Raw genomic sequence first — 23,481 nt, 5'->3', positions numbered from 1 at the left:
TTGAAATTCCAGCATTGCATCGGACTGTTTTTGGCGCTCACAACCGTCGCGGCCGCCGCCAGACCTCGTGATCCTGTCGACGTCGACAGGACTGGTGGCACCGATCATCCGCTTGTTTCGAGGTATGCAGGATCGACCCTTTACCAGTACGGCAGTGCGTCGTTCGGGTCCGTAAGTATGCTCGAGCCAAATAATGGGAAGGCCGCTGCGACGACCTACCAAGGCAAGGTCGCGAACAAGATGTACTTCGGCCCGCCAGGCGTGTCGTCGGTCGAAGTGTTCAGAAACTTTCAGATTGCCCTGCGTAATGCAGGCTACACGACCGTGTACCAGTGCGAGGAAAGGGTCTGTAACGATGAAAAGGCTCGCACGAAGATGATTAACTGGCCCTTTCGCTCGATCTGGGCGAACGACGGCAAGTCGAACGGCTATCTCATCGGCTTCTTCCGGACCTCTTCCGGCTTCAGGTACCTGCACGTCAAGAAGGACGGCCCCGGCGGGCCGACCCATATCCATGTCGCCACACGTGATGGCGCGACGGAAGGAGAAGCTGCGGGACGTGTGCAGCAACTTGTTCAGATCGTCGAGCCTGCCGGCATAGAATTGGGCAAGGTCACGGTGGACGCCAAGGCCATCAATGAGTCCATTCGCTCAACCGGCAGGATTGCTTTGTACGGCGTATTGTTCGACACAAACGAGGCCGTCCTGAAGCCTGAATCAGGAGAGACCCTGGCTGAGATGGCAAAGGCGCTGCAGGATGAAAAAGCCCTGAACGTCTACATCGTCGGCCATACGGACAACGTGGGCTCCCTCGACGCCAACATGGCCCTGTCGAAGCGCCGTGCGCAAGCCGTGGTCGACGCGCTGACTGCGCAGTATGGGATCGCTAAACCGAGGCTGGCCGCATACGGCGTCGGAAGTCTGGCCCCCAGTTCCCAGAACACGATTGATGAAGGTCGGGCCAAGAATCGACGCGTTGAAATGGTGGCGCGATGATCAAGCTTGCTACGGCGACAGTCGTGTCCCTCTTCTGCGCTACCCCCGTATCGGCCAAGACGCCATTCATCTGGATGGCGCCAGGGCTTTATCAGATCGATTCCGTTGGCGAGCTGACCCACTTTCAGGGGAACGCGAAGACAAGGCAAACCGAGAACGGTCGTACAGGCGATATCTCCATGTCTCGCCAAATGGGAGCGGACGGTTACACCCGCTCATATTCTGGCAATGGCCCGGTCACGGTCTGCGTGAACCCCATAGTTCCTGGAAAGATACCTGCCCTGCCAGTGCCGTCAGCCGCAATGACCACCGATTGCACCGTACAGTCTACAACGCCTACCGCGGACGGTTTCGTCCATACATCCGTCTGCAAGAGCGCCAGGACGACCATAACGGCCCGGCGCCTCGACAACGAGACCTGGGAGATGGAGCATACGTTCCAGGTGGCGCAAACAGCCGGCTCGATGGATATGGGCAAAGTGCGCCTCGAACTTGAAAGCGCTGCGCAGAATGGCACCGCCGAACAACGCGAGCGAGCTGCCACGGCGTTAGCGAACCTCCCGGCAATCCAGCAGAGAGCCGAGGAGAAGCGCGCAGCGGCCATCGCGTCGCTGATCAGGTCACGCGATAGGGCAAAGAGTCCCGCCGAGCTGGCAAGGATCGATAAATCGATACAAGTGCTGCAGGCCAGAACAGATGGCGACAGGATGCAGGGGAGCAAACGGGAGCGCTGGACAAGAGTTGCTCACACCTGCGGTAACCAGCCAGGATAGCGCCATGAAGCAGATTCTCGTGAAGATCGCGCTCTGCTGCGTCCACACACTATGCGTGGCAGCCCCATGTCCAGAAAAGGTCCCCGAAGGGCTCAGCCCGGTACATGTAGGCAGCGATGTGATCACCAATGGCCTTGCGATGGCGATTACCCAGGTGAGCGGCAAGGGGAAAGCCGACAGCGTTCTTGACCGCGTGGAAAGCGACTGGAGCACCGCCGGATACGACGTCCGGCGTAATGTGGCCGCCGGGTGGAAGGTGGTCTCGGCCAGGGGCAAAGGTTGCCTCGTGACCCTTCAACTGGTGAACCGCGATGGCGTTTTCGGATATCTCACCCGCAGCAAAAGCGCCACGACTGTCATTACGCCGGCAAAGATGGGTGTGGTACTCCCTCGCGACGCCACTGTCACCTCGTCAGTAGCCAGTGAGGATGATGGGCGCCGGGGCCTCACCCTTTCTCTCACGTCGAGCTCGGACGTCGACAAGATCAGGGACTTCTTCACTTCAAAGCTGGTTGACCAGGACTGGAAAGCGGTACGCGCACACAGAATTGACGATGGCCGCAGCGGGAAATCAATGCAGTTCGTTTCAGCACAGCGCGGCAGGCAGCAAGTGGAAATCGTGATCTGGCGCGAGCAGTCAAGCCAGATCGTCATGACGGTATCGGACGCACTATGACTGAAATAAAGCGGTCTCATCGGCACGGCGGGCAAGCCATGACCGAATACACGGTCTTGCTGGTGTTCCTCGTCATTGCGCTGATAGCAAGCACGATGGAGCCCTCCCCGATCGTTGAATTGGTGGAGGCAATCAAGAAGGCCTATTCCGCGTATTCGTTCGTGATTTCGTTAAGTGTTTAACAATAATGGTAAAAAACTCAAAACTACTTGCCCGCCTCACCAATCCGGTAGCGCTCCTGGTCATTGCGGCTTTGCTTGCTGCAGGCGTATCGTTTTTGGCCTTTTCCTTTTTCAAGAAGCGCGAGGAGCAAATTCGCGCAGAGGTTGCCGCGAAGTCCCAGAAGAAGGCCGAGAAACGTGTCGCAGTCGTCGTTCCTGCGAAGGATGCCAAAGCCAATACCACGCTCAACACCGTCAACTTCGTGTCGCGGCCAGTCCCGGAGGACCTTATCTATCCAGATACCATTCTCGCCGCCGACTTTTCGACGATGGAAGGCATGCGGCTTGCGCGTCCTGTCTTGAAGGGACGCCCGCTGCGGCTGACTGACTTGCAGCAGCCCGAAGTCAAAGATGTTGCGGGCGTGGTACCCGAAGGCCGTCGGGCAATGACAATCGACATCGACAACCTCAACTCGATTGCGCAAACGCTCCGCCCCAATCATAGGGTAGACATCTTCCTGATCTCCAGAGCACCCCGCCCTGTTCGAGCAACCGCAGGAATGGATGATCGCGCCCTGGAGCAAGCCATGCTCTTTATGCAGGACATGACTGTATTAGCCACAGGGAAGGAATTCCAGGATGTGAATAGTCCCAACGTTGAGCAGACCACAAAGATGGTCCGGCAAGGCGAGGTTGAGGGATCGCGAGACGAGAAGTTCGACACCGTGACATTGCTTGTCACGCCTAAGGAAGCGGCGCGATTGATGGTCGGGCAGCGCCTTGGTGCTTATCGCGTAGTGCTGCGTGGAAAGCAGGACCGGACAACGTTGGCAATGAAGCCGCTGCGCGGGTCCGAGGTGATGCCACTGGGCGCGGCCGGGAATGATGGGGTGGAAATGATCGCCGGCGGACGAGGCGGGAATATCGTTTCGCAACTCGCCACCCTGCCATCGCAGCAACCGCCATCGGTGACGCCGCTGGCGCCAGCGGCGTCGCCTGCGAGAACTGATTCGCCATCGGCGTCGAGCAACGCCGGGACAATCACGGACGAATCTCCTGCAAACCAGCCTGTTCCCGCGGTGCGTAGCCGCTCGGCTCCATAACGACTATCAATGAAATCGACGAGACCATTATTGCTCCTGCTCGCCATGGCCGGCGCCGCATCCGCGGTGCGTGCCGACGCTATTACCGAGGAAACCAGGGCTCGCGCCCGAGCGCATGTGAACGCGCAGACCCAGTCGTCGACGTCGGCGGCGGATCATGCGAGCGACGATTCACCACGCAAGGCGGCCCCTGTCGCGAAACCCAGGAAAGCTGGGGGCAAGCCACCGCTGACCTATTTGCCCACTAAAGAAATCGCGATTCCGGATGGCGAGATCAAGCTGCTCCCGATTCCAGGAAAAATCGTTCGGGTTGCGATCGGCAACGCAGCAATCATCAGCAACACGACCGTCGATGACAATCTATTGGTCATTGCCGAAAATGTCGGAAACACCAGTCTCCTTATCTGGACCAACACGGACGTTTACTCGTACCGTGTCCAGGTCGTGCCGAAAGGAATGATGGAGCTCAAGAAGCGAGTCGCTGTACTGACTGAAGGGCTTACCGGGGTGACCGTGGAAGAGCTCGGCACAGAGCTGGTGATCGGTGGCGTTGCCCACAAAGACGCTTTGAGGCGACTGGCGGCGGCACTGGCGAACACGCCGAATTTGATCTTCAACGTTCGCGAGGATCAGGGCGCAGCGTACACCCAATCAGTCCTTTTCAAGCTGCATTTCCTCGAAGTCAAGCGCTCCCTGATTGAGCAAATTGGCGTTCAATGGGCAAAGGAAGCCGCCGGTCCTGTACTTGGCGCTATCGGAATCGGGCCACGATCCGGTCTGTATAGCGAGTTCCGTCAAGCTGAACGCGGCGACAACCTGCTCGACCCGAACCCGCCGTTTGTTCAAAAAGGAACCCGCAGCAGCGGCTACATGTTCGGTCTGGCGACCAGCATCACGTCCCGCTTGCGGTTCGGCATTGCAAATGGCGACGTGCGAGTACTGTCGTCTCCGGAGCTCACGGCCAAGAGCGGCGGCAAGGCGCGATTCCAGGTCGGCGGCGAAATTCCTATCCCAATCGCAGGCACGCTCGGCACTCAGACGGTCGAGTTCAAAAGCTACGGCATTATTTTCGCCTTCGAACCTGTGATCGACGCCAACAACGTTATTACGGCAAAGATCTCAACAGAAATGTCGCAAATCGATGCTTCGGTTTCGGTGAATGGCCTGCCTGGTTTCCTGAATCGAAGCACTTCCACCGAAGTCAGTCTGAAGCGCGGCGAGATGATCGCACTCTCGGGCCTGATCAACAGTGAGCTGTCAAACGCCGTCGACCGGGTGCCGGCCATTAGCCGCATCCCTATTCTCGGGCGACTCTTCCGCTCCGACGACTTCCGCAACAACCGTTCCGATCTCGTCGTACTCCTGGAGCCGGAAATCATACAGCCTGGCCAAGGCATGGCTGAAGACCTTAAACAGCGCGGTATCGAGCATCGCGAAGAGTTCGACAAGAAAGCTGAAGAGCTTGCCAAGGGAGTACTGGTTCAGCCACCACCTGTGGCGCCCATCACGGAGGTTGCACAATGATCAGAGTTCAGGTGTTTCGCAAGGATGACCTGATTGGCGAAGCCATCAGCAAGGATGCGCATTGCTTCATCGGCACAGGCAAGGATAGCCTGGTACCAGTGCGGGGATTCAAGATCGGCAGTCGCCACGTTGAATTGTCGATCGACGAAAATGGAATTTTCCTGAAAGACGGCGGGGGGTATGCCGCCGTCAAGGTCAACGGAACGGCCGTGCTCAATTACGGGCCGGTTGCAAAGACCGATACGATTGAAGTGGGGGATTACGCGATTCGCGTTAATCCGACGCCTGAGGCTGAGCAACATTGGGCCAGGGAGCATGCGGCAAAGGCGCCGAAATTGGCCCGCACGCAGCCGAATCCAGGAGCGGGCAGCACGCTTGGGAGGGTTTCGGCCAATCGTCTCGAGCAGGACGAGGGTATGGCAATTCGTGCAGTCCTGCACAAAAAGCTTATCGAGATGATGGACATCCGTCGTGTGAACGTGGCTCGCATGGCCGACGACGAGCTTCGCACGAAAGTACAGGGGATGATTAACGACATCATCGAATCGGATATGTTGTTCGCGCCATACCGTGAACAAAAAGATGAACTAATCGAGATCGTTCTCAACGAGGTAGTCGGGCTCGGGCCGCTCGAAGCACTGCTCGCTGACGACAATATTACCGAGGTGATGGTCAATCGGCATAACGAGTTGTTTATCGAGCGCAAGGGTCGCCTCGAGCGGTCGGACATATCGTTCTCGAACGATACAGCCGTACTTCAAGCGATCGAGCGCATCGTCTCGCCACTCGGTCGCCGCATTGACGAAAGCTCGCCGATGGTCGATGCACGCTTGAAGGACGGTTCCCGCGTCAACGCAATCATCCCTCCCCTCGCTATTCGCGGGCCATCGGTCACGATCCGGAAGTTCGCCAAGAAGAAACTGACCGCGGAAGATTTGATCGGGTACGGCGCGATCAGCGCTCAAATGGTGCAGTTCCTGCAGGTGGCAGTGCAAATGCGGGCGAACATCGTGGTATCCGGCGGCACGGGTTCCGGGAAGACGACATTGCTCAACGTGCTCTCCAATTTTATTCCGGATGACGAACGCATCGTCACTGTCGAGGATGCGGCGGAACTGAAATTGAACCAGCCTAACCTGGTTTCGCTGGAGGCGCGTCCCGCGAACATCGAGGGAAAGGGAGCGATCGCCATTCGTGATCTGGTCCGAAACTGCCTGAGGATGCGCCCCGACCGGATCATTGTCGGTGAGTGCCGCGGGGGTGAGGCGCTGGACATGCTCCAGGCAATGAATACGGGACACGACGGCTCCTTGACTACGGCCCACGCGAATAGCCCTCGAGATTGCCTTTCTCGCCTGGAGGTGATGGTGCTCCTGAGCGGCCTCGAGATCCCCGTGCAGGCAATCCGGGAACAGGTGGCGTCCGCTGTGCATTTGATCGTACAGCAGACGCGTTTCTCGTGCGGTAGCCGCAAGGTCACCTTCATCAGCGAAATTACGGGGATTGAAGGATCGCAGATTCAGATGCAGGACATCTTCAAATACGAGCAGGAAGGATATGACGCCGAAGGTCGAACCAAAGGGCGCTTCGTTGCAACCGGCCATATGCCGGACTTCTATCAAGACCTCGTGCGACGCGGACTCGAGGTCGACAGGTCGATCTTCGAGCCTCCCGAGTCCTATCTGAAGCGCGCAAGCTGATGGAATCCGATGCGCTGATCTTTATGGGGGGGGTATTTTGCTTCTCCTTCCTGGGGCTGTGGGTGGCACTTCACTTCGGCACCAAATGGTTCGCTGCACGCCAGGGTCAGGCAGCAGCCGACGCGAAGGCCAACCTGGAGGGCATGTTCATCTTCACGGACGAGAACAGAATTTTGGCGATCAACGTTGCGATCGTCATCATTCTCCCGATCGTTGCCTGGGTCGTTTCCGGCAGTGTCGCAATCGTCGGAGCATGCGTGATCCTTGCTTTTCTGGCGCCTCGTATCGTATTGAAGTGGATCGCCAAGCGGCGTCTTCGTCAGTTCGAAAACCAGTTACCAGACGCACTGATGATGATGTCCGGCGCTTTGCGTGCCGGTGCTAGTTTGGCGATGGCGCTGGACAGCGTTGCGACGGAAGGCCGCCCGCCTATCTCGCAGGAATTCGAGCTGGTCCAGCGCGAAATGCGATTGGGCGTCGACTTGAGTGTGGCGCTCGAAGGCATGGAGCGTCGGGTGCCGTTACAGGACCTGGCCCTCGTGTCTTCCGGATTATTGCTTGCACGCGAGGTCGGCGCGAACCTGGCTGAGACGCTTGAGTCGCTCGCAAAGACTGTCCGCGCGAGGTTGCAGATGGAAGGCAAGATTCGCAGTTTGACGGCTCAGGGCAAGATGCAAGGCCTTGTCATGACCTGCCTCCCCGTGCTGCTCATTTTCGTCCTGAAGGCAATGGAGCCCGAAGCGATGGCTCCCCTATTCCACGAATGGTACGGCTGGGTCACGCTGGGCGCGATCATGATCACCATTTCAATCGGATACCACTTCATTCGTCGAATTACCAACATCGATGTCTAAGCCATGGATCTGCTAATCCTTGCCGTTTTGGTCGGAGCGTCATTCGTTCTGTTTGCAGCTGCGGTGATCTACAACGCGGTGCGACTGAAGAACGATGTGCCTGACGAGGATCGGGAGTTTCTCGATCCACTGCCCCGCGTATTGCGGTTGATCTGGCCGATTGTGCGGCTCACCGACTACTACCTGTGCCGCCATATCCCGAAGCCGATGTTGGCGTGGCCCGCTGAGTCGCTACGCCTGTCCGGCTTGCTTTACCTGATGACGGCGACACAATTCATCGCGCTCTGCCTGGTGAGCCTGACCTTTTGCGCGGGATTCACTGCTTTTCTACTTTCATCGGCAAAGATCTTCAGCTGGGTTTGGCTTCTGCCTACAGCCGCCCTCGGATATGTTCTTCCAAGGATGTGGCTTACCGAAGAGCTCAAGAAGCGCCGTAAAGCGATCATCCGCGCCCTGCCGACATACCTGGACTTCCTTACGATGGCAGTGGAAGCCGGCTTGAACATGGCTGGGGCGATCTCCCAGGCAGTCGCAAAGGGTCCCGCAGGCCCGCTTAAAAACGAGTTCGCCTTTGTTCTCCGGGATCTTCGTGCCGGACTGACGCGCGCTGACGCGCTGCGCAGGATGGAGGAGCGCGTACGGATTCAGCAAGTATCAAGTTTCGTCAGTGCCGTGGTACAGGCGGAGCGTATGGGGGCGCCTCTCGGGCCGACCTTCCGTGCCCAGGCCGAACAGCGCCGATCCGAGCGTTTCCAGCTCGCTGAAAAGCTGGCCATGGAAGCACCGGTCAAACTCGTCTTCCCGTTAGTGCTGTTCATTTTCCCGACAACTTTTGTCGTGTTGATGTTCCCTATCGCCATCAAATTTATGCAGTCGGGAATCACCCTCGGATAATTATGGTGAACATACGTTTTCATTCGGCGTCGGGCCATGACCACTCGATCGACGTGACCGTCGCCGACAACCCATTGACCAGAATGCGTGGCCTGCTGGCTCGCCCTCCCCTGCAATCCGGCCAAGGTATGCTGATTCACCCGTGTAACATGGTGCACACGGTCGGCATGCGGTACCCGATCGACGTGGTATTCGTCGGGCGCGATGGCATCGTTTTGAAAGTCGCGCCGTCGGTCCCGCCTCTTCGCATGCGAATGCACCTGAAGGCACGGAGCGTCCTGGAGCTGGTGGCCGGCGAGGCTGCCCGGTGTGGCATTGTGCCAGGCTCGATCTTGCCACTGGAGAGGTAAGATGACACGCACCTTCCAGCGTGGCCAGTCGTCCGTGGAATTCATCGTTGTCTTTCCCGCGTTGGTACTTCTCGTGTTCGGAATAATCCAGACCGCGTTCCTGTATCAGGGCAGGTCTACCTTGAATTACGCGACGTTGCTGGCAGCGCGGGCAGGTGCACTACATAACGGCGACGTCGGCGAAATGCGCAAGGCGCTGGCGAGGGGTCTTGCGCCGCTATTTGCCTCCGATCCGAGCCTCGACGGCTACGCCGTTGCGCTGGCGAAAGCGAATGCCGAGGTCGCTGGACCGGCCAACATGGTCGCCGTCGAGATATTGAATCCGACTTCTGCAAGCTTTCAGGATTTCGCACGAAACCGCCTTGATGGTGAAGGCGGCCGGGAGCTCCCCAATGACACCCTCGCCTACCGCAATCCAGCGCCAGGCACAAACTCGCATCATTCCGTGCAGGACGCGAACCTCCTGCACGTACGGGTGACGTATTGCTTCCGGTTGATCGTGCCAATCATAGATCGGATTCTGGAGAATACGTTCAACACCCCTGCAGGCACCGAATTCGGTACTTTCCGGATGAGTAATCCCTTTGGCCTCGGAGATCCACCTGAGTCCCTCGTCTGTGACAACCCGGCAATGGGCGGACGTCGAATCTACGTTCAAAGTGAGGCGATCATCCGGATGCAGACTCCGTTCCACGAGGCTAACCTCGCCGGCTCAAATCCGCCTGGTACACCGGGAGAGTACACGCCACCCGACACGGATACGCCGGCCGAGCCGACGCCACCTCCTGATCCCGATCCCGAACCTGATCCCGACGTCCCGGAACCGCCAACATGCTATTGAGTTTCCACCCTGCCCGCTGGGAAACACGGTTTTTGGCGACCAGCGACGACTCACTGCACTATGTGCTGCTCTTCGCACGAACAGCCCGATCGCCCCCGCGCGCCTTTGTGGATCACCATCCAAAGGTTCGGCGGGGTCATGCACGAATCGAAGGTTCATGGTCCGTCGCCCGCGCAAGGCTGCAGATCGCCGCTGTGCGATTCGCCGCGTCTTCGACCAAGAGGGCGTTACAGACACTGATCAAAGAATGGGCGGGAGATGCCAGGGACCAGCTGCAGGTCATCTACACAGCAGCGCTACCTCCAGTCCCTGAACGCCAGCTTGGCCGAGCACGCCAAGGTCTCTAGGAAGGAAGACGATGTCCCCACTCAGTAAAACCGATTGCCTTTCTGCGCGATTGCTGGTCGCAATCCTCATCTTTTTGATGGCCTGGATACCCATCAGGCTGTCATTCGCCTCGACAAACGCACAGGTAGGGGCATCTTCTTCGCCAGCGGTCACTCAAGCAAACGTAGCCGCGCCAGGTGGTGTCGAGCCCCAGGCAACCGCTACTGGACCCAATGGCATCACTTACCAGATTTGCCAAACCAACCAGTGTTTCCAATCGCCTGAAGAGAAGGCGCAATGGGCAGCGACCCATAGCTGCCGCTTCCTGGAGGATATCTGCACCCAGGGGAACGCCTCGACAAATTCGCCAACCCAAGATCCAGGCCTTTGGGGAAGCTTCCTCGGCACGGTGCAGAGCGCCTTCGATACCGTCGTGGGCACGGTCTACGATTTTTCCAAGGGTGTCTTCGATGGCGTCAAGCAGCAGATAACCGACTTGTGGGACCTGGTCAGCAACCCTTGGGAGGTTGCAGAAGGTATCGTCCTTCTTGGCAAGGCCTTCATTCAGGATCCGCAAGGAACACTCGAGATGCTGGCAGAGCTTGCAGGCCAGGGCGCGGTCGATACGATCACTCGTGCGACGCAGTGCGGCGCCTATGACCTCGGCAATGTAATTGGCCAGTATGTGAGCCCGGCTGTCGCGCTCAAGCTGATGGGCAAGCTCACCAAGTTCAGCGGAAAGCTCAGGCGAGCAGTCGACGACCTCAAGGCGGACACGGGATGCGCGAGCTTTGTGGCCGGCACGCCTGTACTGACGCCAGGTGGCCTGGTGCCCATCGAGAAGATTTCGATTGGCGATATCGTGCATGCGCGAAACGAGGTTTCGTTCGCCGATGCGCCCCGGCGGGTCGAGAACGTGTTCAGCCGTGTCTCGCCTGGCTACCACGTGCTGAAGACCGATGTCGGCACATTGTCAGTGACAGACGAGCATCCTCTCTGGGTCCAGGGCAAGGGCTGGACTGAAGTAAAGGAAATCGCAAAAGGCGACGTAGTTGCTTCCCGCGGAGGTGATGCGCTCGTCAGGTCGAATGTGGTAGTTGCAAGTCCTATAACTGTCTATAATTTCTCCGTTTCGACGACGCACAACTATTTCGCCGGGGAACACGGGATTTGGGCGCACAACTCGGGATGCGACCTCCCGCCCCCCTATCGCGCACCAGCGAGTCCAAGTGGAAATACGCATGGCGAGTCTGATGGCGGTCCAGGGATTTGGACGCAACCGAAGTCCGGCCGGGATAAATCCGCCGACTGGTACAAATATGAAAAGCAGCTCACCAGGGCTCCCGAGAAAACCGAATATAGAGTCGGAGAAAAAGACTTCGATGGGTACGATCACGAACGGAATGTACTTCTGGATGCGAAGTTCTATGGCAAAAACAACGGCCTCTACAAACCACCGGAAGACTTCATGTTCGGAATCATGAAGGAAGCCGAACTCAAGGACATGCGGAACCAAGTCATCCAAGCGAACGGCACAAAGATCGAATGGCACATGTCCGATCCTGTCTTGCGCGACAAGCTGGAGGGAATTTTCAGGGAGGACGAAGCGATTGAGGCTGCACTCGACCAGGGACTTGTGAAGCTCATCTTCACGCCGGACATTGTCAACTAGAGACGAACTTATGACCAACACCTTGCACAAAATCACAGTGAGCTGGGGCGCCAGAAGCCAATCGCTGGGCGCAGTAATCGCTCAGATTGGTGACTATCTGGATGTGCTGCGCGCCTCTCATCCGGAATTCAATGGATTCAAGCTACTGACCCCCACGGGGTACGAGGTCGGCACTGCCCCGGGCGCCGCCCTCGCGCAGCTGATGCTGAGGAGCTTCAACGAAGGAAATGGCGCATCTGTGGACGCATCAGGGGCCTACGATCTCCGTAGCGCCCAAGGCTTTACCTTCTACCTCTACACCGCGGCGCAGGGTGATGACGAACGCGGATACGTGCCACCTGGAACGGTCGAAGTTGCCTTCAACGTCGGGGGTGGGCATTCGAATTCGGTTTCAATAACCGTGCGGCGCACCCGTCCCGATCTTGCTGAGTACGGCCTGCTTCGCCGGTTACTGCTCGTGACGGTTGACCACTGGCATGCGACTCTCGGGCATATCGCCGATCCCGAATTTCGAAGTGCGGTGTCGAAACGGCTAACGAAGCCTGGTGGCCGGCTCCGGGCTGGATGGATGACTTACTTCCGCAACGAGATATTGGCTGCCTGCATTCGCCCACCCGTTAATTGGATGATGGAGAAGTCGCCAGATGGTGACGCTATCCTGTTCACGTTCTCCGAGCGTGCGCCCAGCGCGGCCAATCCCGATGACGTTGGTCGCACGGTCGCAATGCAGGAGTGGCTCGATCGTTTCGGGTACGCGCATGAATGGTCCGTTTTCGGCTGGCCTTACGACGAAGCCGACGAGAGGTATGCCCACCAGATAACGGGTGCTCCGCCTGGCGCCGCGTATGTGGTTGGCTTTGTTCCTTTCGATGGCTACGACCATGTTCGCAAGGTATTGCTCTTCGCACGCGTGTTCCGCCTCCCGGACAGCTGGGGTACCGACCTGCACATCAGCAGAAAGAACGATCCTGCGCATCTTGAGGCGTCCCCGTATGTCGTGCAGGCACGGCAACACATTGCAGCGGTCCGATATGTCGACGGGTCCACTCCGATCGAATGGCATGTCGGCGACAAAGCCAAGGCGCGCAATCTGCAGGTCCTCCTCAATGACTGGGCCTCGATCCCCGAATCTTTGCTGAAGGTCATCTACACGCCTTACGAAGGCGTCCTTCCACCGAAACAATAAGGATCACCATCATGCTCTTCGGATACCTCGTCGGTAATTTTCTCGGCCGGCTTCTCATCAGCTTCGCTCTGGTCTGGCTCGTGTGGTTCCTGTCCAGCAGGTTCGATGCAAAGGCAGCTTTAATGCGATGCAAGAAATGGTATAGCGTCTTGGCGATCACGGTACTTACACTGCTGGGTGTTTTGTCGGCGGTAGCAAAGGCGGGAGCTGGTCAATGAAGAAATCCCGGGCGTACTTCTTTGCAGTGGCCGCATCGCTGGCGGGCTTCCTGTTCCCAGGGCTGGCAGCACCCCAGGCAAGCGTGGAAGGGGAACAGAGTGTGAAGCGGGCACTGCGCGAGATGCAGGTCTACAAGGTGAAGGATTTGGGCCTGGAAATCTGGGTGGAGAATCAGCCTCCCTGGGAGGTTCAACTGGACAAGTCTTCCGGGAAGCCCGTCTTCCTGGCGCAAAGCCCGGAGAACTACCACCCGCCGGCAGCGATGACGTTTACCAGCTTTCCTAAAGAAAAAGTGGCCGGAATGCAGTTCCAGCAGGTGGCTTTCACGGCTATTCGTCGAGCTAGCCAGAACTTTGGCATGAGCGCAGGCGTGGCTCGATCACTTCACCCTCTGGAAGCGACTTACGGCGTACTGAAAGGATACGAATCCACGTTCTACGGCAAGGTTGATGGCGTCGCGGTCGACGTTACCGTGTTTGTGGGACAAGCTGACGGCAAGTTCCCGGTCGCCCTGTCCATGTACACGATCAAGGACAAGATGGAGAGCCTGTCCGAGCAGCGCCGTCGCAGCTGGACGAAGTTGAGGTACCTGTGATGTGTTTTCACCGCATCGCAGTCCTGGTCGCCTCATTCACATTTCCTGCCCTGGTGGTCGCGCAGAGCACGGATGCGTCGAGGTATACCAACAAGCAGGGGATCGAGGTAATACAGAATCGGCCTGCCCCCCCCGCAGCAGCGTCGACGACGACTCCATCGACTCCCGACCAGGCCCCGGCGCAGCACACATCCTCGGCGTCAAAAGCCTCGGTGGTCCCGGCTGAAAAGTCGGAGTCTCCAGTAAAGGATGCACGCTTCCAGATCCCGCCCGAGGCCCAAAAAGCGGCTGACGACGGGCGTTTGGAAATACTGCAGCAGGAGTTGGAGCAGGAACTGAAGGATGCGCAGTCCAAGTCAAAAATCTTGAGCGACAAGCACATGCGCGCAGGTCTCGATGAGCCGCAGCTCACGCGACTGAAGGATACCCTTCGCGTTCACGAGCGCAACATTTTGGATCTTAACAGCGAGATAAACCGCCTGCTTGGCAAGAATCGCCGCCGCCAGTAGTTTTTCGCCGGGCAGCGCGAGCGCCTTGGCAGTCTGGCGGCCGGTGGGAGCACCGGCCTGCATCATCTCGATGCGGCTGTCGTCGGCAGGCGAGTCAGCGCCGGCGACAGCTGGAGGGCCTGAGGATCGTTGCTGCCGTATCGGATTTGCGCGACAGCGCGGCGAGCATGGCATGCCGCTTCGACCACGCGGCCGGTTTCGTGGACGGCGTTGAAGCCGGGTCGAAACACGGCCCTTTACCGTCGGGCGTCCCGCCCGCCCTGGAGCATAGCTGGTAACTTTGGGGGCGCTCAATGCCGAGGTGGCGACGAGGTGGCGAAAGCGCCAGGCATAACAAAAAAGGCCTGCAACCTGATGTTGCAAGCCTTTGATATCCAAACGAATCCTGGTGGGAAGTGCAAGTTTCGAACTTGCGACCCCTGCAGTGTGAATGCAGTGCTCTACCCCTGAGCTAACCTCCCGAAGAAGCGCTATTATAGGTTCCGCCTTGCGTCAGGTCAAGGCCGAGTTCCGCTACGCCGGTGTACGCCAGACGCACGTTCCTTTCACGGCCTTGTCCAGGCCGTTGAGCAGGTCCTCGTGCGCGGCCGCTTCATCCGCCGATGCGCGCACGACGAGGATTTCCGCCAGTGCCACCTGCGCAAGGTCGAGGCCGGACGTCACTTCTTCCACCTCGATGTCCATGCCCAGACTGTTCTGGCCACGTGTCATGGCCAAGTACACGTCCGCGAGCAATTCGGCGTCCAGCAAGGCGCCGTGCAGCTTGCGGTGCGCGTTCGAGATGCCGTAGAAGTCGCACAGCGCGTCCAGCGAGTTGCGTTTGCCGGGGCGCAGCTCCTTTGCCTGCACGAGCGTGTCGATGACGCCGCCGATGTGCTCGTCGAACGACGGCAGGTTAATCATCCTGAATTCATGGTTCAGGAAGCCCAGGTCGAAGGGCGCGTTATGGATGATGACTTCGGCACCGCGGATATACTCGCGCAGCTCGTCGGCGATTTCACGGAAGCGCGGCTTGTCGGACAAAAATTCCGTCGTCAGGCCGTGCACGGCAAGCGCGCCCTCTTCCGAGTCGCGATCCGGGTTGATGTAGCGGTGGAAGTTGTTGCCGGTCAGCTTGCGGTCAACGAGCTCGACGCAACCGATCTCGATGACACGGTTGCCCAGCTTGGGGTTGATACCGGTGGTTTCGGTATCGAGGACGATCTGGCGCATGGTTCGGGAAGCTTTAGAAGACAGCCGCGCAGTATACAATAAGTTTCTTCTCGCGCGGCCGGCTGGATTACTTGCGGCGCACGGCGTCGACGCCGCGGTTGGCCAGCATGTCGGCCCGTTCGTTGCCGGGGTGGCCGTTATGGCCGCGCACCCAGCGCCAGTCGACCTTGTGCACCGACTGGGCCAGGTCGAGCGCCTGCCACAAATCGGCGTTTTTCACGGGCTCCTTCGTGGATGTTTTCCAGCCGCGCATTTTCCATCCGTGGATCCATTCGCTGATGCCCTTCTGCACATACTGGCTGTCCGTGTGCAGCACCACCTCGCAGGGCCGCTTCAATGCGTTCAGCGACTCGATGACGGCCTGCAGCTCCATCCGGTTGTTTGTGGTGTTCAGCTCGCCACCGAACAGTTCCTTTTGCGCTTCGCCCGCCACCATCAGCGCGCCCCACCCGCCGGTGCCGGGATTTCCCTTGCATGCACCGTCCGTAAAAATTTCGACTTTATCCATGTTCCTTGTGTTTGTTCGTTGCAGGCACCGCCACGGGCGACTTTGCCTTTTTCCTGCTCCATGCCGGCCCGATCAGCCGCATGCCCTTGACCCGCTTGATCGCCTGGACGAGATACACAGCGCCGAAATACGGCCACCAGCGCTCACCCGCACGATCCATGAAGGCATACCGCGCCAGCCAGTGCTCGGTGCGGCAGGCCGGAGCATAACAGCCGAAGTGGCTGTGGCTGACACTCATGTTCAGCAATTTTAACCAGTCCTTCATGCGCGGCATGGAAATCTGCTCGCCGCGCGGCAGGTAGCGCGTGCCGGTGACCCTGCCGCGCAGTTGCCGCAAGCCCCACAGGCTCGCCGGGTTGAAGCCGCAAATGATCAGCTGGCCCTCGGGAATCAGCACCCGCTCCACTTCGCGCAGCACCTGGTGCGGTTCGGTGGCGTATTCCAGCACGTGCGGCAGCACGACCAGGTCGAGGCTTTGCGAAGGAAATGGCAACTCGATCGGATCGAGCGTCAGCGCAACGGGCCAGGCGGGCGTTTCGATGGTGCGGCTGGACAGCGTGTCCGCCAGCCACTTGTGCGGCATGCGGCTGGCCGCCAGCGCATCGAGTTGCGGCATGCCGATCTGCAGCGCGTTGTAGCCGAAGATGTCGGCCGTCAGTGCATCGAGCCGGCTGCGCTCCCATGCGAGCACGTAGCGGCCGGCCGGCGTTTGAAGCCAGCTGTCCAGCGCTATAATGGATTTTTCAGATGCGGCGCTATCCATGCGGTTCCTTGGCTGTGCGTTGGCTGTGCGTTGGCTTCGTTCGACGTCCGCTTTGCATGATTTTCGTTTGCTGCGCGTCGCTGGCTGCGTGTTCTTCTTAAACTGTACTACATCGAATTCGACCCAATGATTCCAGCTACTTCGCGACCCGGATCAACCGCCGCATCACTGCAGGTGCTAGCCGTGCCGGCCTTTCAGGACAATTACCTGTGGCTGGTGCATGATGACCGCTACGCTGCCGTTGTCGATCCCGGCGATGCCGGGCCGATCCTGGCGGCACTGCGTGACCGCGGCCTGGTGCTTACCGCCATTTTACTCACCCACCACCATCGTGACCACATTGGCGGCGTGCCGGAATTATTGCGGGAGTTCGACGTGCCGGTATTCGGCCCGCGTGCCGACGGTATCGCCGCCGTCACGCAGCCGCTCGGCGAGGGCGACGGGATCACGGTGCCGGGTATCGGCCTGGCACTGAAGGTGCTCGACGTGCCGGGTCACACCCATGGCCATATCGCGTATGTCAGCGACGATGCGCAGGATGGCGGAAAACGCTGGCTGTTCTGCGGCGACACATTGTTTGCGGGCGGCTGCGGCCGCCTTTTCGAGGGAACGCCGGCGCAAATGGCGGCCTCGCTGGACAAGCTGGCGGCATTGCCGCCCGACACCGAGGTTTTTTGCGCGCACGAGTACACGCTGTCGAACCTGCGGTTTGCCCTGGCGGTCGAACCCGGCAACGAAGCGTTACAGGCGCGCATGGAAGTGGAAAGCGGCAAGCGGCAGCGCGACGTGCCCACCGTGCCCAGCACGATCGGCATCGAGCGCGCGACGAATCCCTTCCTGCGCTACCGGGAAGACGCCATTGCCCGGCGTCTCGCGGCGCAAGGCAAGGCGCCGGACGGTGCGGCGCCCCTCGCCGTGTTCGCCGCGCTGCGCGAATGGAAGAATTCTTTTTGACGGAAACGACTTTTCACGGGAAAGCTTATGGAGAAAGTCCGCTTTTATTACGACCCGATCAGCCCTTATGCGTGGCTGGCAACGAAACAGATTGCCCGTATCGAAGCCGCGGGTGTACATCTGGAAATGGAACCCGTGCTGCTGGCCGGGCTGCTGAAGGCCCATGGCACGAAAGGGCCGGCCGAAGTGCCGGCCAAGCGGGAATTCCTGTTCCGCGACGTGATGCGCATCGCCGATGCGCATGGCTTGCCGTTTCGCGGGCCGCCGGGCCACCCGTTCAACCCGCTGCTATCGTTGCGGATGTGCCTGGCGATCGGGTCGCTGACGAGCCGGCGCCGCTTCACGTTCATGCTGTCACAGGCGTGCTGGGAACGCGGACTGGATATTTCCAGTCCCGCCGTGTTGAAGGCACTGGCGGCCGAATGCGACCTGAATGGTGAAGCCCTGGTGGCAAGCGCGGCAGAACCCGCCATCAAGCAGGCCCTGATCGATGCAACGGAAAACGCCGCGGCGGCGGGTGTGTTCGGCGTGCCCACGTTCAGCTATATGGGCGAGCTGTTCTGGGGTGGCGACCGCATCGACCTGCTGTTGCGGCGGATTGCCGGACACCGGATCGACGAGGCGCAGCTGAAGAACTTCCTGGCCCGCCCCGCGCTGGCCGTGCGCGAGGTCTAGCGGGTCACTGGCAATGGCGTGGTGGTTCGTTGACGAATCACTCCCGCGAAATCGTCTTGAAGCCATGCGAAAATGCCCGATAAGGCCAAGCCTTACCGGGCATTTCAACGCAGCATCGTGGCCGCCGCATTCATGGACTTCGCCGTATCATTCGACGAATCCGCGATGCAGGGCACCAGGCGGGAGCGGATCTCAGATCTCTTCGTACAGCGGCAGCGTGAGGAACTCGGCGAACGATTCGGAGGTCGACATTTCTTCGAAGATCTGCGCTGCCCGTTCGTAGTTCGGGCTGGCGCCGTCCGGTGCCGACTCCTTGATCTTCGGCAGTTCCTCGGTGATCATCGTGCGCACGATGTCGGCCGTGACCTTGCGGCCATCGTCGAGCACGCCCTTCGGCGAGCGGATCCATTGCCACACCTGCGAGCGGCTGATCTCGGCCGTGGCCGCATCTTCCATCAGGTTGTGGATCGGCACGCAGCCATTGCCGCCCAGCCAGCTGCCCAGGTAATGGATGCCGACGTTGATGTTGTAGCGCAGGCCCGCCTCGGTGATCGGCGCTTCCGGCTGGAAGTTCAGCAGATCGGCCGCCGTCACTTCCACGTCCGGGCGCTGCTTGCCGATCTGGTTCGGCGCGTCGCCGAGCACTTTGACGAATTCGGCCATCGCCGGAGCCACCAGGCCCGGGTGGGCAACCCAGCCGCCGTCGTAGCCGTCGGTGGCGTCACGGGACTTGTCGCCGATCACGCCGGCCATTGCCACGGCGTTTTTCTCGGCATCGTTCTTGATCGGAATCAGGGCCGACATGCCACCGATCGCCGGGGCGTTGCGCTTGTGGCACGTCTTGAGCAGCAGCAGCGCGTAGGAACGCATGAACGGTGCCGTCATCGTCACCTTCGGGCGGTCGGCCAGGCAGAAATCCTGGTCCATCTTGAACTTCTTGATGCAGCTGAAGATGTAGTCCCAGCGGCCGGCGTTCAGGCCGGCGCTGTGTTCGCGCAGCTCGTACAGGATCTCGTCCATTTCGAACGCGGCAACGATCGTTTCGATCAGCACGGTTGCCTTGATCGTGCCCTGCGGCAGGCCCAGCTCGTCCTGCGTCATCACGAAGATGTCGTTCCACAGGCGCGCTTCGAGGTGCGATTCCATCTTCGGCAGGTAGAAGTATGGACCGGCGCCGCGGGCCAGCTGCTCGCGGGCATTGTGGAACATGAACAGTGCAAAGTCGAAGACGCCGCCGGAAATGCGCTTGCCGTCGACCAGCACGTGCTTTTCATCCAGGTGCCAGCCGCGCGGACGAACGACCAGCGTGGCCGTCTTGTCGTTCAGCTTGTACGACTTGCCGTTCTGCTCCAGGGCGATCGTCTTGCGCACGGCATCGATCATGTTGAGCTGGCCGGTGATCTGGTTGTTCCAGTTCGGTGTGTTCGAGTCTTCGAAGTCGGTCATGTAGCTGTCGGCGCCCGAGTTCAGGGCGTTGATGACCATCTTGCGATCGACCGGACCCGTGATTTCCACGCGGCGGCACTGCAGCGCCTGCGGGATCGGTGCGATGGTCCAGTCGCCGGCGCGGATGTGCGCGGTCTCCGCCAGGAAGTCAGGACGCTCGCCTGCATCGAGGCGCTTGGCGCGTTCCACGCGGGCGGCCAGCAGTTCCTGGCGCCGCGGCTCGAAGGCGCGCGACAGTTTTGCCACCAGGGCCAGCGCTTCCGGCGTCAGAACGTTTTCAAAACCGGGTTTGATGTCGCCCGTGATTTCCATACCTGCCGGTAACGTGATGCTCATGTCGATCTCCTTGTGCTCTGGTGAAGTTGGATGCCTTGCAGTATATTGACTGCAAACTTACCTAAACAAGACAAATAATCACTTCATCTGTGCGAATTTGTCATAAATCGAAAGCATGGCTCAGTTCAAGCAGATCTCCACGTTCGTGGAAGTGGTGGCACGTGGCAGCCTGTCCGCCGCGGCCCGCGCCGAAGGTATCGCACCGGCCGTGATCGGCCGCCGCCTCGATGCGCTGGAACAGCGCCTGGGCGTCAAGCTGCTACAGCGTACCACGCGCAAGCTCGCGCTCACGGACGAAGGCGCGGCCTTCCTCGAGGATTGCCAGCGCATCCTGGCGGACCTGGAAAGCGCCGAGGCAGCGGCGGCGGAACGCAGCGCGCGGGCCACGGGCCACCTGCTCATTTCGGCCCCGGCCGGCTTCGGGCGGCGCCACGTGGCACCGCTGATTCCATCGTTCGTGGCCGAACATCGCGACGTGACCGTGACACTGAACCTGAACGACCGCGTGGTCGACCTGATCGGCGAAGGCGTGGACGTGGCGATCCGGATCGCCACGCTGGAAGACTCCAATCTCGTCAGCCTGAAACTGGCGGACAACCGGCGTGTCGTCGTCGGCGCGCCGGCCTACTTCCAGCGCCATGGCGTGCCGCGCAAGCTCGATGACCTGACGCGCCACAATTGCATGGCGATCAGCAGCGCCGGCAGCCAGCGTGGCTGGACCTTCCGGGATGGCAGCAAGAATGTCACGTTGCGGGTGACAGGCAAGATGAGCTGCAACGATGGCGCCGTGCTGCACGACTGGGTCCTGGCCGGCAAAGGGCTGGGATGGCGCTCGCTGTGGGAAGTCGGGGCCGACATCGAAGCCGGCAGGCTCGTCACGGTGCTGGACGACTACACGGCACCCGGTAACGACGACATCTATGCGGTGTTCGCCCAGCGGCGCCACTTGCCGCTCCGCATCCGCGCGTTCGTCGATTTCCTGCGACGTACTTATTCCCAGCCGGGGTACTGGCCAAAGGGTTGAGGCCATGACGGGCAGGCCGATGCGTCCGCGCACGGCCTGTGGCACGCCCAGGCGTCGCGCGGGGCGCTCTCATCGCGCTTCCACCCTGCGCCACCCGCCATCCGCATGGGGCGAAAAAATTCCCAAAACTGCTATTGCTTCGCACACGCACCCACCGAACGGCACACGACGGGCAAAAAAAAATCCTCGGAAACCGAGGATTTTTTGTCGTTAGATTCAGCGTATTACAGAGGCTGAATGTTCGATGCTTGCTTGCCCTTTGGGCCGGCGGTCACATCGAAGGATACGCGCTGGTTCTCTTGCAGCGATTTGAAGCCAGCGGATTGGATCGCCGAGAAGTGAGCGAACAGATCTTCGCCGCCTTCGTCAGGGGTGATGAAGCCAAAACCCTTCGAATCATTGAACCATTTTACGATACCAGTTGCCATTACAATTCCTATTACAGTTAAATGAGCTTGCGCCCGTGATATCGTTTGAAGCAAGTATGCAATGGCAGACAAACTGCACTACCCTTGAATCTAAACGATCCCGCATTATACCGAATACAGCGCCAAAAGCACGTCGTGAGGCACGATTTCGCGAAAATAATCGCTACTGTCGAGTAAAAAGTGACGAGAAGCACAGGAATCGCAGCGCTGGAGCCCTCAAAACGGGCTAAAAATGCTGTTGACCAATGAATCTTGCCTCTTTCCAGACTCGGGAGACGACAATTCGAAGGGCGGCAATTTGAGAATGATCCTGAAGAACGATCCTGAAGAACGATCTTATGAATCATCCCAAGAACGGCCCCCTCAAAATGGCTGCCTCGCAAGAGTGCCCTCGCGTCGTTCGGCATATGTGTAACTATAGACAATATCTGCCGTGGCCGTTTGACTAAAATCAATCGTGCGCGGGATAAACCACATTACGGGCATCATTTTGCGCCCATTCGAGATAGATCTGGATTTCCCGCACCAGTTTTTCCCACCCGGGTTCGCCCGCCAGCGTGTTGCGGACGGCATGCTCGAGCCGCCGGGCCTGTTCGCCCAGTATGGTAAACCCGAAAGAGCCGGCCGAGCCGGCCACGGTATGCAGCGCATGGTGCAGTGCTTCGAGCCGCTCCCGATCCGGCGACGTGCCCGCGGCGGCCAGCGCATCGGCAATGGCCGCCATCCGCGCGGGAATGCTCGCGGCAAACATGTCGCCCAGCGCCTGGAGATGGGCGCGATAGTTCGGATCGAGCGGCGCGGCCATCGTTACTTGGTGCCGAAGATGCGATCGCCCGCATCGCCCAGGCCGGGAACGATATAGGCGTGGTCGTTCAGGTGGGAATCGAGCGAGGCGCAATAGATCTTCACGCCCGGGTGCGCCTTCTGCACGACCTCGATCCCCTCCGGTGCCGCTACCAGCGCGAGGAAAATGATCTGGTCGTCGCCCACGCCGCGGTTCTTCAGCACATCGATGGCGTGCACGGCCGAATTGCCGGTGGCCACCATCGGGTCGCACAGGATGAACGTGCGGTCGACCAGGTCCGGCAGGCGCACCAGGTATTCGACCGGCTGGTGTGTTGCCGGATCCCGGAAGACGCCGATATGGCCGACACGTGCCGACGGCACGAGGTTCAGCAGGCCATCGCTCATGCCGATGCCGGCGCGCAGGATCGGCACCACGGCGAGTTTCTTGCCGGCGATGACGGGCGCATCGACCGTCATCAACGGCGTTTCGATCTCGCGCGTGGTGAGCGGCAGGTCGCGGGTGATTTCATAGCCCATCAGCAGCGTGATTTCCTTCAGCAGTTCGCGGAACGTGCGGGTCGACGTTGCCTTGTCGCGCATGTGGCTCAGCTTGTGCTGGATCAGCGGGTGATCGGTAATGAAAAGGTTCGGGAAGCGCGGATCTTGTTTCATGTTTGCAGAAATACAGGCGGTTTGTGTCCCGCATTATCCCAGTCCCCGATGCGCGCTGTCCATGCCGCAGCGGAAAAAACCCGGCCAGCAGGCCGTGCGAGCTTCAGGATCGCCGTGCTGCGGGTGCTCGCCGCCAGGCGGCGTGGATCCCTTCCTGCGCGCCACGTCGCATTGGCGTAAAACCATGTCAGCGTCCTGATACATGTCGGCAGCGTTGCGGATTTCGGTCGCCAAAGCAACATTTCTCCGCAATCCAAGGAAAAATGTTGCTCATCTACATGAAAAATCAGGCATAAA

24 protein-coding genes and 1 tRNA gene are annotated in these 23,481 nt (G+C 59.6%); 16 read left to right on the top strand and 9 right to left on the bottom strand.

What is annotated here, in order from left to right; translation table 11 throughout:
• The 13 genes from ACY65G_RS04220 to ACY65G_RS04160 all read left to right on the top strand — a co-directional run bounded on the left by ACY65G_RS04220 (position 1) and on the right by ACY65G_RS04160 (position 13,871).
• Complete coding sequence (locus ACY65G_RS04220; RefSeq protein WP_464996104.1) at positions 1–996, top strand: OmpA family protein; 996 nt, start codon at positions 1–3, stop codon at positions 994–996.
• Positions 993–1,769 (top strand): hypothetical protein, encoded by a 777-nt coding sequence (locus ACY65G_RS04215; protein ID WP_464996103.1) that lies wholly within the window; start codon positions 993–995, stop codon positions 1,767–1,769. The genes ACY65G_RS04220 and ACY65G_RS04215 overlap by 4 nt, the downstream gene beginning before the upstream one ends.
• Before the next feature lie 4 nt (positions 1,770–1,773).
• Complete coding sequence (locus ACY65G_RS04210) at positions 1,774–2,445, top strand: hypothetical protein (protein ID WP_464996102.1); 672 nt, start codon at positions 1,774–1,776, stop codon at positions 2,443–2,445.
• Positions 2,446–2,632: 187 nt separating this feature from the next.
• Entirely contained in the window at positions 2,633–3,709 is a 1,077-nt protein-coding gene (gene cpaB / locus ACY65G_RS04205) for a Flp pilus assembly protein CpaB (RefSeq protein WP_464996101.1), read from the top strand.
• Between the two features lie 30 nt (positions 3,710–3,739).
• The gene (locus ACY65G_RS04200) at positions 3,740–5,233 is read left to right on the top strand and encodes a type II and III secretion system protein family protein (protein WP_464996100.1); all 1,494 of its coding nucleotides are present in this window, start codon (positions 3,740–3,742) and stop codon (positions 5,231–5,233) included.
• Positions 5,230–6,933 carry an ATPase, T2SS/T4P/T4SS family gene (locus tag ACY65G_RS04195; protein WP_464996099.1) on the top strand — a complete coding sequence of 568 codons (1,704 nt, stop codon included), beginning with the start codon at positions 5,230–5,232 and terminating at the stop codon, positions 6,931–6,933. The genes ACY65G_RS04200 and ACY65G_RS04195 overlap by 4 nt, the downstream gene beginning before the upstream one ends.
• Complete coding sequence (locus tag ACY65G_RS04190) at positions 6,933–7,787, top strand: type II secretion system F family protein (protein WP_464996098.1); 855 nt, start codon at positions 6,933–6,935, stop codon at positions 7,785–7,787. The genes ACY65G_RS04195 and ACY65G_RS04190 overlap by 1 nt, the downstream gene beginning before the upstream one ends.
• A 3-nt stretch (positions 7,788–7,790) precedes the next feature.
• The gene (locus ACY65G_RS04185) at positions 7,791–8,681 is read left to right on the top strand and encodes a type II secretion system F family protein (protein WP_464996097.1); all 891 of its coding nucleotides are present in this window, start codon (positions 7,791–7,793) and stop codon (positions 8,679–8,681) included.
• Positions 8,682–8,683: 2 nt separating this feature from the next.
• Positions 8,684–9,031 (top strand): DUF192 domain-containing protein, encoded by a 348-nt coding sequence (locus ACY65G_RS04180; protein WP_464996096.1) that lies wholly within the window; start codon positions 8,684–8,686, stop codon positions 9,029–9,031.
• 1 nt (position 9,032) lies between these two features.
• Entirely contained in the window at positions 9,033–9,872 is an 840-nt protein-coding gene (locus ACY65G_RS04175; protein ID WP_464996095.1) for a TadE/TadG family type IV pilus assembly protein, read from the top strand.
• 358 nt (positions 9,873–10,230) lie between these two features.
• Positions 10,231–11,871, top strand: a complete 1,641-nt coding sequence (locus ACY65G_RS04170) for a polymorphic toxin-type HINT domain-containing protein (RefSeq protein WP_464996094.1) — start codon at positions 10,231–10,233, stop codon at positions 11,869–11,871.
• A 10-nt stretch (positions 11,872–11,881) separates the two neighbouring features.
• A complete protein-coding gene (locus ACY65G_RS04165) occupies positions 11,882–13,057 on the top strand; it encodes a hypothetical protein (RefSeq protein WP_464996093.1) in 1,176 nt (391 codons plus the stop codon).
• A gap of 214 nt (positions 13,058–13,271) precedes the next feature.
• Positions 13,272–13,871: a hypothetical protein gene (locus ACY65G_RS04160; protein ID WP_464996092.1), complete on the top strand. Its 600-nt coding sequence runs from the start codon at positions 13,272–13,274 to the stop codon at positions 13,869–13,871.
• A gap of 356 nt (positions 13,872–14,227) precedes the next feature.
• Here the strand turns inward: ACY65G_RS04160 and ACY65G_RS04155 are convergent, their stop codons facing one another.
• From ACY65G_RS04155 to ACY65G_RS04135, 5 genes are all read right to left on the bottom strand, one after another.
• The gene (locus tag ACY65G_RS04155) at positions 14,228–14,446 is read right to left on the bottom strand and encodes a hypothetical protein (RefSeq protein ID WP_464996091.1); all 219 of its coding nucleotides are present in this window, start codon (positions 14,444–14,446) and stop codon (positions 14,228–14,230) included.
• 320 nt (positions 14,447–14,766) lie between these two features.
• Positions 14,767–14,841 (bottom strand) — tRNA-Val (locus ACY65G_RS04150).
• Between the two features lie 52 nt (positions 14,842–14,893).
• Positions 14,894–15,592, bottom strand: coding sequence for a DNA polymerase III subunit epsilon (dnaQ, locus tag ACY65G_RS04145; RefSeq protein ID WP_464996090.1), 699 nt, complete (start codon positions 15,590–15,592; stop codon positions 14,894–14,896).
• A 67-nt stretch (positions 15,593–15,659) separates the two neighbouring features.
• On the bottom strand, positions 15,660–16,100 hold the full coding sequence (gene rnhA, locus ACY65G_RS04140) for a ribonuclease HI (RefSeq protein ID WP_130189650.1): 441 nt from the start codon (positions 16,098–16,100) through the stop codon (positions 15,660–15,662).
• A complete protein-coding gene (locus tag ACY65G_RS04135) occupies positions 16,093–16,863 on the bottom strand; it encodes a class I SAM-dependent methyltransferase (RefSeq protein WP_464996089.1) in 771 nt (256 codons plus the stop codon). Before ACY65G_RS04135 ends, rnhA begins: the two co-directional genes overlap by 8 nt.
• Before the next feature lie 126 nt (positions 16,864–16,989).
• On the opposite strand from ACY65G_RS04135, the gene gloB reads away from it, so the two are divergent.
• Both gloB and ACY65G_RS04125 read left to right on the top strand, forming a co-directional pair.
• Complete coding sequence (gene gloB / locus ACY65G_RS04130) at positions 16,990–17,817, top strand: hydroxyacylglutathione hydrolase (protein WP_464996088.1); 828 nt, start codon at positions 16,990–16,992, stop codon at positions 17,815–17,817.
• A gap of 27 nt (positions 17,818–17,844) precedes the next feature.
• A complete protein-coding gene (locus ACY65G_RS04125) occupies positions 17,845–18,492 on the top strand; it encodes a DsbA family protein (protein WP_464996087.1) in 648 nt (215 codons plus the stop codon).
• Positions 18,493–18,684: 192 nt separating this feature from the next.
• Here ACY65G_RS04125 and aceB read toward each other — a convergent pair whose 3' ends face one another.
• A complete protein-coding gene (gene aceB / locus ACY65G_RS04120; RefSeq protein ID WP_464996086.1) occupies positions 18,685–20,274 on the bottom strand; it encodes a malate synthase A in 1,590 nt (529 codons plus the stop codon).
• A 115-nt stretch (positions 20,275–20,389) separates the two neighbouring features.
• On the opposite strand from aceB, the gene ACY65G_RS04115 reads away from it, so the two are divergent.
• Positions 20,390–21,298 carry a LysR family transcriptional regulator gene (locus ACY65G_RS04115; RefSeq protein ID WP_464996085.1) on the top strand — a complete coding sequence of 303 codons (909 nt, stop codon included), beginning with the start codon at positions 20,390–20,392 and terminating at the stop codon, positions 21,296–21,298.
• A gap of 224 nt (positions 21,299–21,522) precedes the next feature.
• On the opposite strand, the gene ACY65G_RS04110 is transcribed toward ACY65G_RS04115, so the two are convergent.
• From ACY65G_RS04110 to upp, 3 genes are all read right to left on the bottom strand, one after another.
• Positions 21,523–21,726: a cold-shock protein gene (locus tag ACY65G_RS04110; protein ID WP_130189655.1), complete on the bottom strand. Its 204-nt coding sequence runs from the start codon at positions 21,724–21,726 to the stop codon at positions 21,523–21,525.
• 451 nt (positions 21,727–22,177) lie between these two features.
• A complete protein-coding gene (locus ACY65G_RS04105) occupies positions 22,178–22,531 on the bottom strand; it encodes an Hpt domain-containing protein (protein WP_464996084.1) in 354 nt (117 codons plus the stop codon).
• A gap of 2 nt (positions 22,532–22,533) precedes the next feature.
• Positions 22,534–23,184, bottom strand: coding sequence for a uracil phosphoribosyltransferase (gene upp / locus ACY65G_RS04100; RefSeq protein WP_464996083.1), 651 nt, complete (start codon positions 23,182–23,184; stop codon positions 22,534–22,536).
• Between the last annotated feature and the right edge of the window lie 297 nt (positions 23,185–23,481).

This window comes from Pseudoduganella sp. jia 12, assembly GCF_055502675.1.
Note: the sequence above shows the minus strand (reverse complement) of the source record. Positions and strands in the feature narration are given on the sequence as shown.

Excerpts from the sequence above, each read along its gene's own strand:
- ACY65G_RS04195 (WP_464996099.1), top strand. The coding sequence starts at position 5,230 with ATGATCAGAGTTCAGGTGTTTCGCAAGGATGACCTGATTGGCGAAGCC.
- ACY65G_RS04110 (WP_130189655.1), bottom strand. The coding sequence starts at position 21,726 with ATGGCAACTGGTATCGTAAAATGGTTCAATGATTCGAAGGGTTTTGGC.
- ACY65G_RS04185 (WP_464996097.1), top strand. The coding sequence starts at position 7,791 with ATGGATCTGCTAATCCTTGCCGTTTTGGTCGGAGCGTCATTCGTTCTG.
- cpaB (WP_464996101.1), top strand. The coding sequence starts at position 2,633 with ATGGTAAAAAACTCAAAACTACTTGCCCGCCTCACCAATCCGGTAGCG.
- ACY65G_RS04125 (WP_464996087.1), top strand. The coding sequence starts at position 17,845 with ATGGAGAAAGTCCGCTTTTATTACGACCCGATCAGCCCTTATGCGTGG.
- ACY65G_RS04210 (WP_464996102.1), top strand. The coding sequence starts at position 1,774 with ATGAAGCAGATTCTCGTGAAGATCGCGCTCTGCTGCGTCCACACACTA.
- ACY65G_RS04215 (WP_464996103.1), top strand. The coding sequence starts at position 993 with ATGATCAAGCTTGCTACGGCGACAGTCGTGTCCCTCTTCTGCGCTACC.
- ACY65G_RS04135 (WP_464996089.1), bottom strand. The coding sequence starts at position 16,863 with ATGGATAGCGCCGCATCTGAAAAATCCATTATAGCGCTGGACAGCTGG.
- ACY65G_RS04160 (WP_464996092.1), top strand. The coding sequence starts at position 13,272 with ATGAAGAAATCCCGGGCGTACTTCTTTGCAGTGGCCGCATCGCTGGCG.
- dnaQ (WP_464996090.1), bottom strand. The coding sequence starts at position 15,592 with ATGCGCCAGATCGTCCTCGATACCGAAACCACCGGTATCAACCCCAAG.
- ACY65G_RS04115 (WP_464996085.1), top strand. The coding sequence starts at position 20,390 with ATGGCTCAGTTCAAGCAGATCTCCACGTTCGTGGAAGTGGTGGCACGT.
- ACY65G_RS04175 (WP_464996095.1), top strand. The coding sequence starts at position 9,033 with ATGACACGCACCTTCCAGCGTGGCCAGTCGTCCGTGGAATTCATCGTT.
- ACY65G_RS04155 (WP_464996091.1), bottom strand. The coding sequence starts at position 14,446 with ATGATGCAGGCCGGTGCTCCCACCGGCCGCCAGACTGCCAAGGCGCTC.
- ACY65G_RS04165 (WP_464996093.1), top strand. The coding sequence starts at position 11,882 with ATGACCAACACCTTGCACAAAATCACAGTGAGCTGGGGCGCCAGAAGC.
- ACY65G_RS04190 (WP_464996098.1), top strand. The coding sequence starts at position 6,933 with ATGGAATCCGATGCGCTGATCTTTATGGGGGGGGTATTTTGCTTCTCC.
- ACY65G_RS04105 (WP_464996084.1), bottom strand. The coding sequence starts at position 22,531 with ATGGCCGCGCCGCTCGATCCGAACTATCGCGCCCATCTCCAGGCGCTG.
- aceB (WP_464996086.1), bottom strand. The coding sequence starts at position 20,274 with ATGAGCATCACGTTACCGGCAGGTATGGAAATCACGGGCGACATCAAA.
- gloB (WP_464996088.1), top strand. The coding sequence starts at position 16,990 with ATGATTCCAGCTACTTCGCGACCCGGATCAACCGCCGCATCACTGCAG.
- rnhA (WP_130189650.1), bottom strand. The coding sequence starts at position 16,100 with ATGGATAAAGTCGAAATTTTTACGGACGGTGCATGCAAGGGAAATCCC.
- ACY65G_RS04170 (WP_464996094.1), top strand. The coding sequence starts at position 10,231 with ATGTCCCCACTCAGTAAAACCGATTGCCTTTCTGCGCGATTGCTGGTC.
- upp (WP_464996083.1), bottom strand. The coding sequence starts at position 23,184 with ATGAAACAAGATCCGCGCTTCCCGAACCTTTTCATTACCGATCACCCG.
- ACY65G_RS04180 (WP_464996096.1), top strand. The coding sequence starts at position 8,684 with ATGGTGAACATACGTTTTCATTCGGCGTCGGGCCATGACCACTCGATC.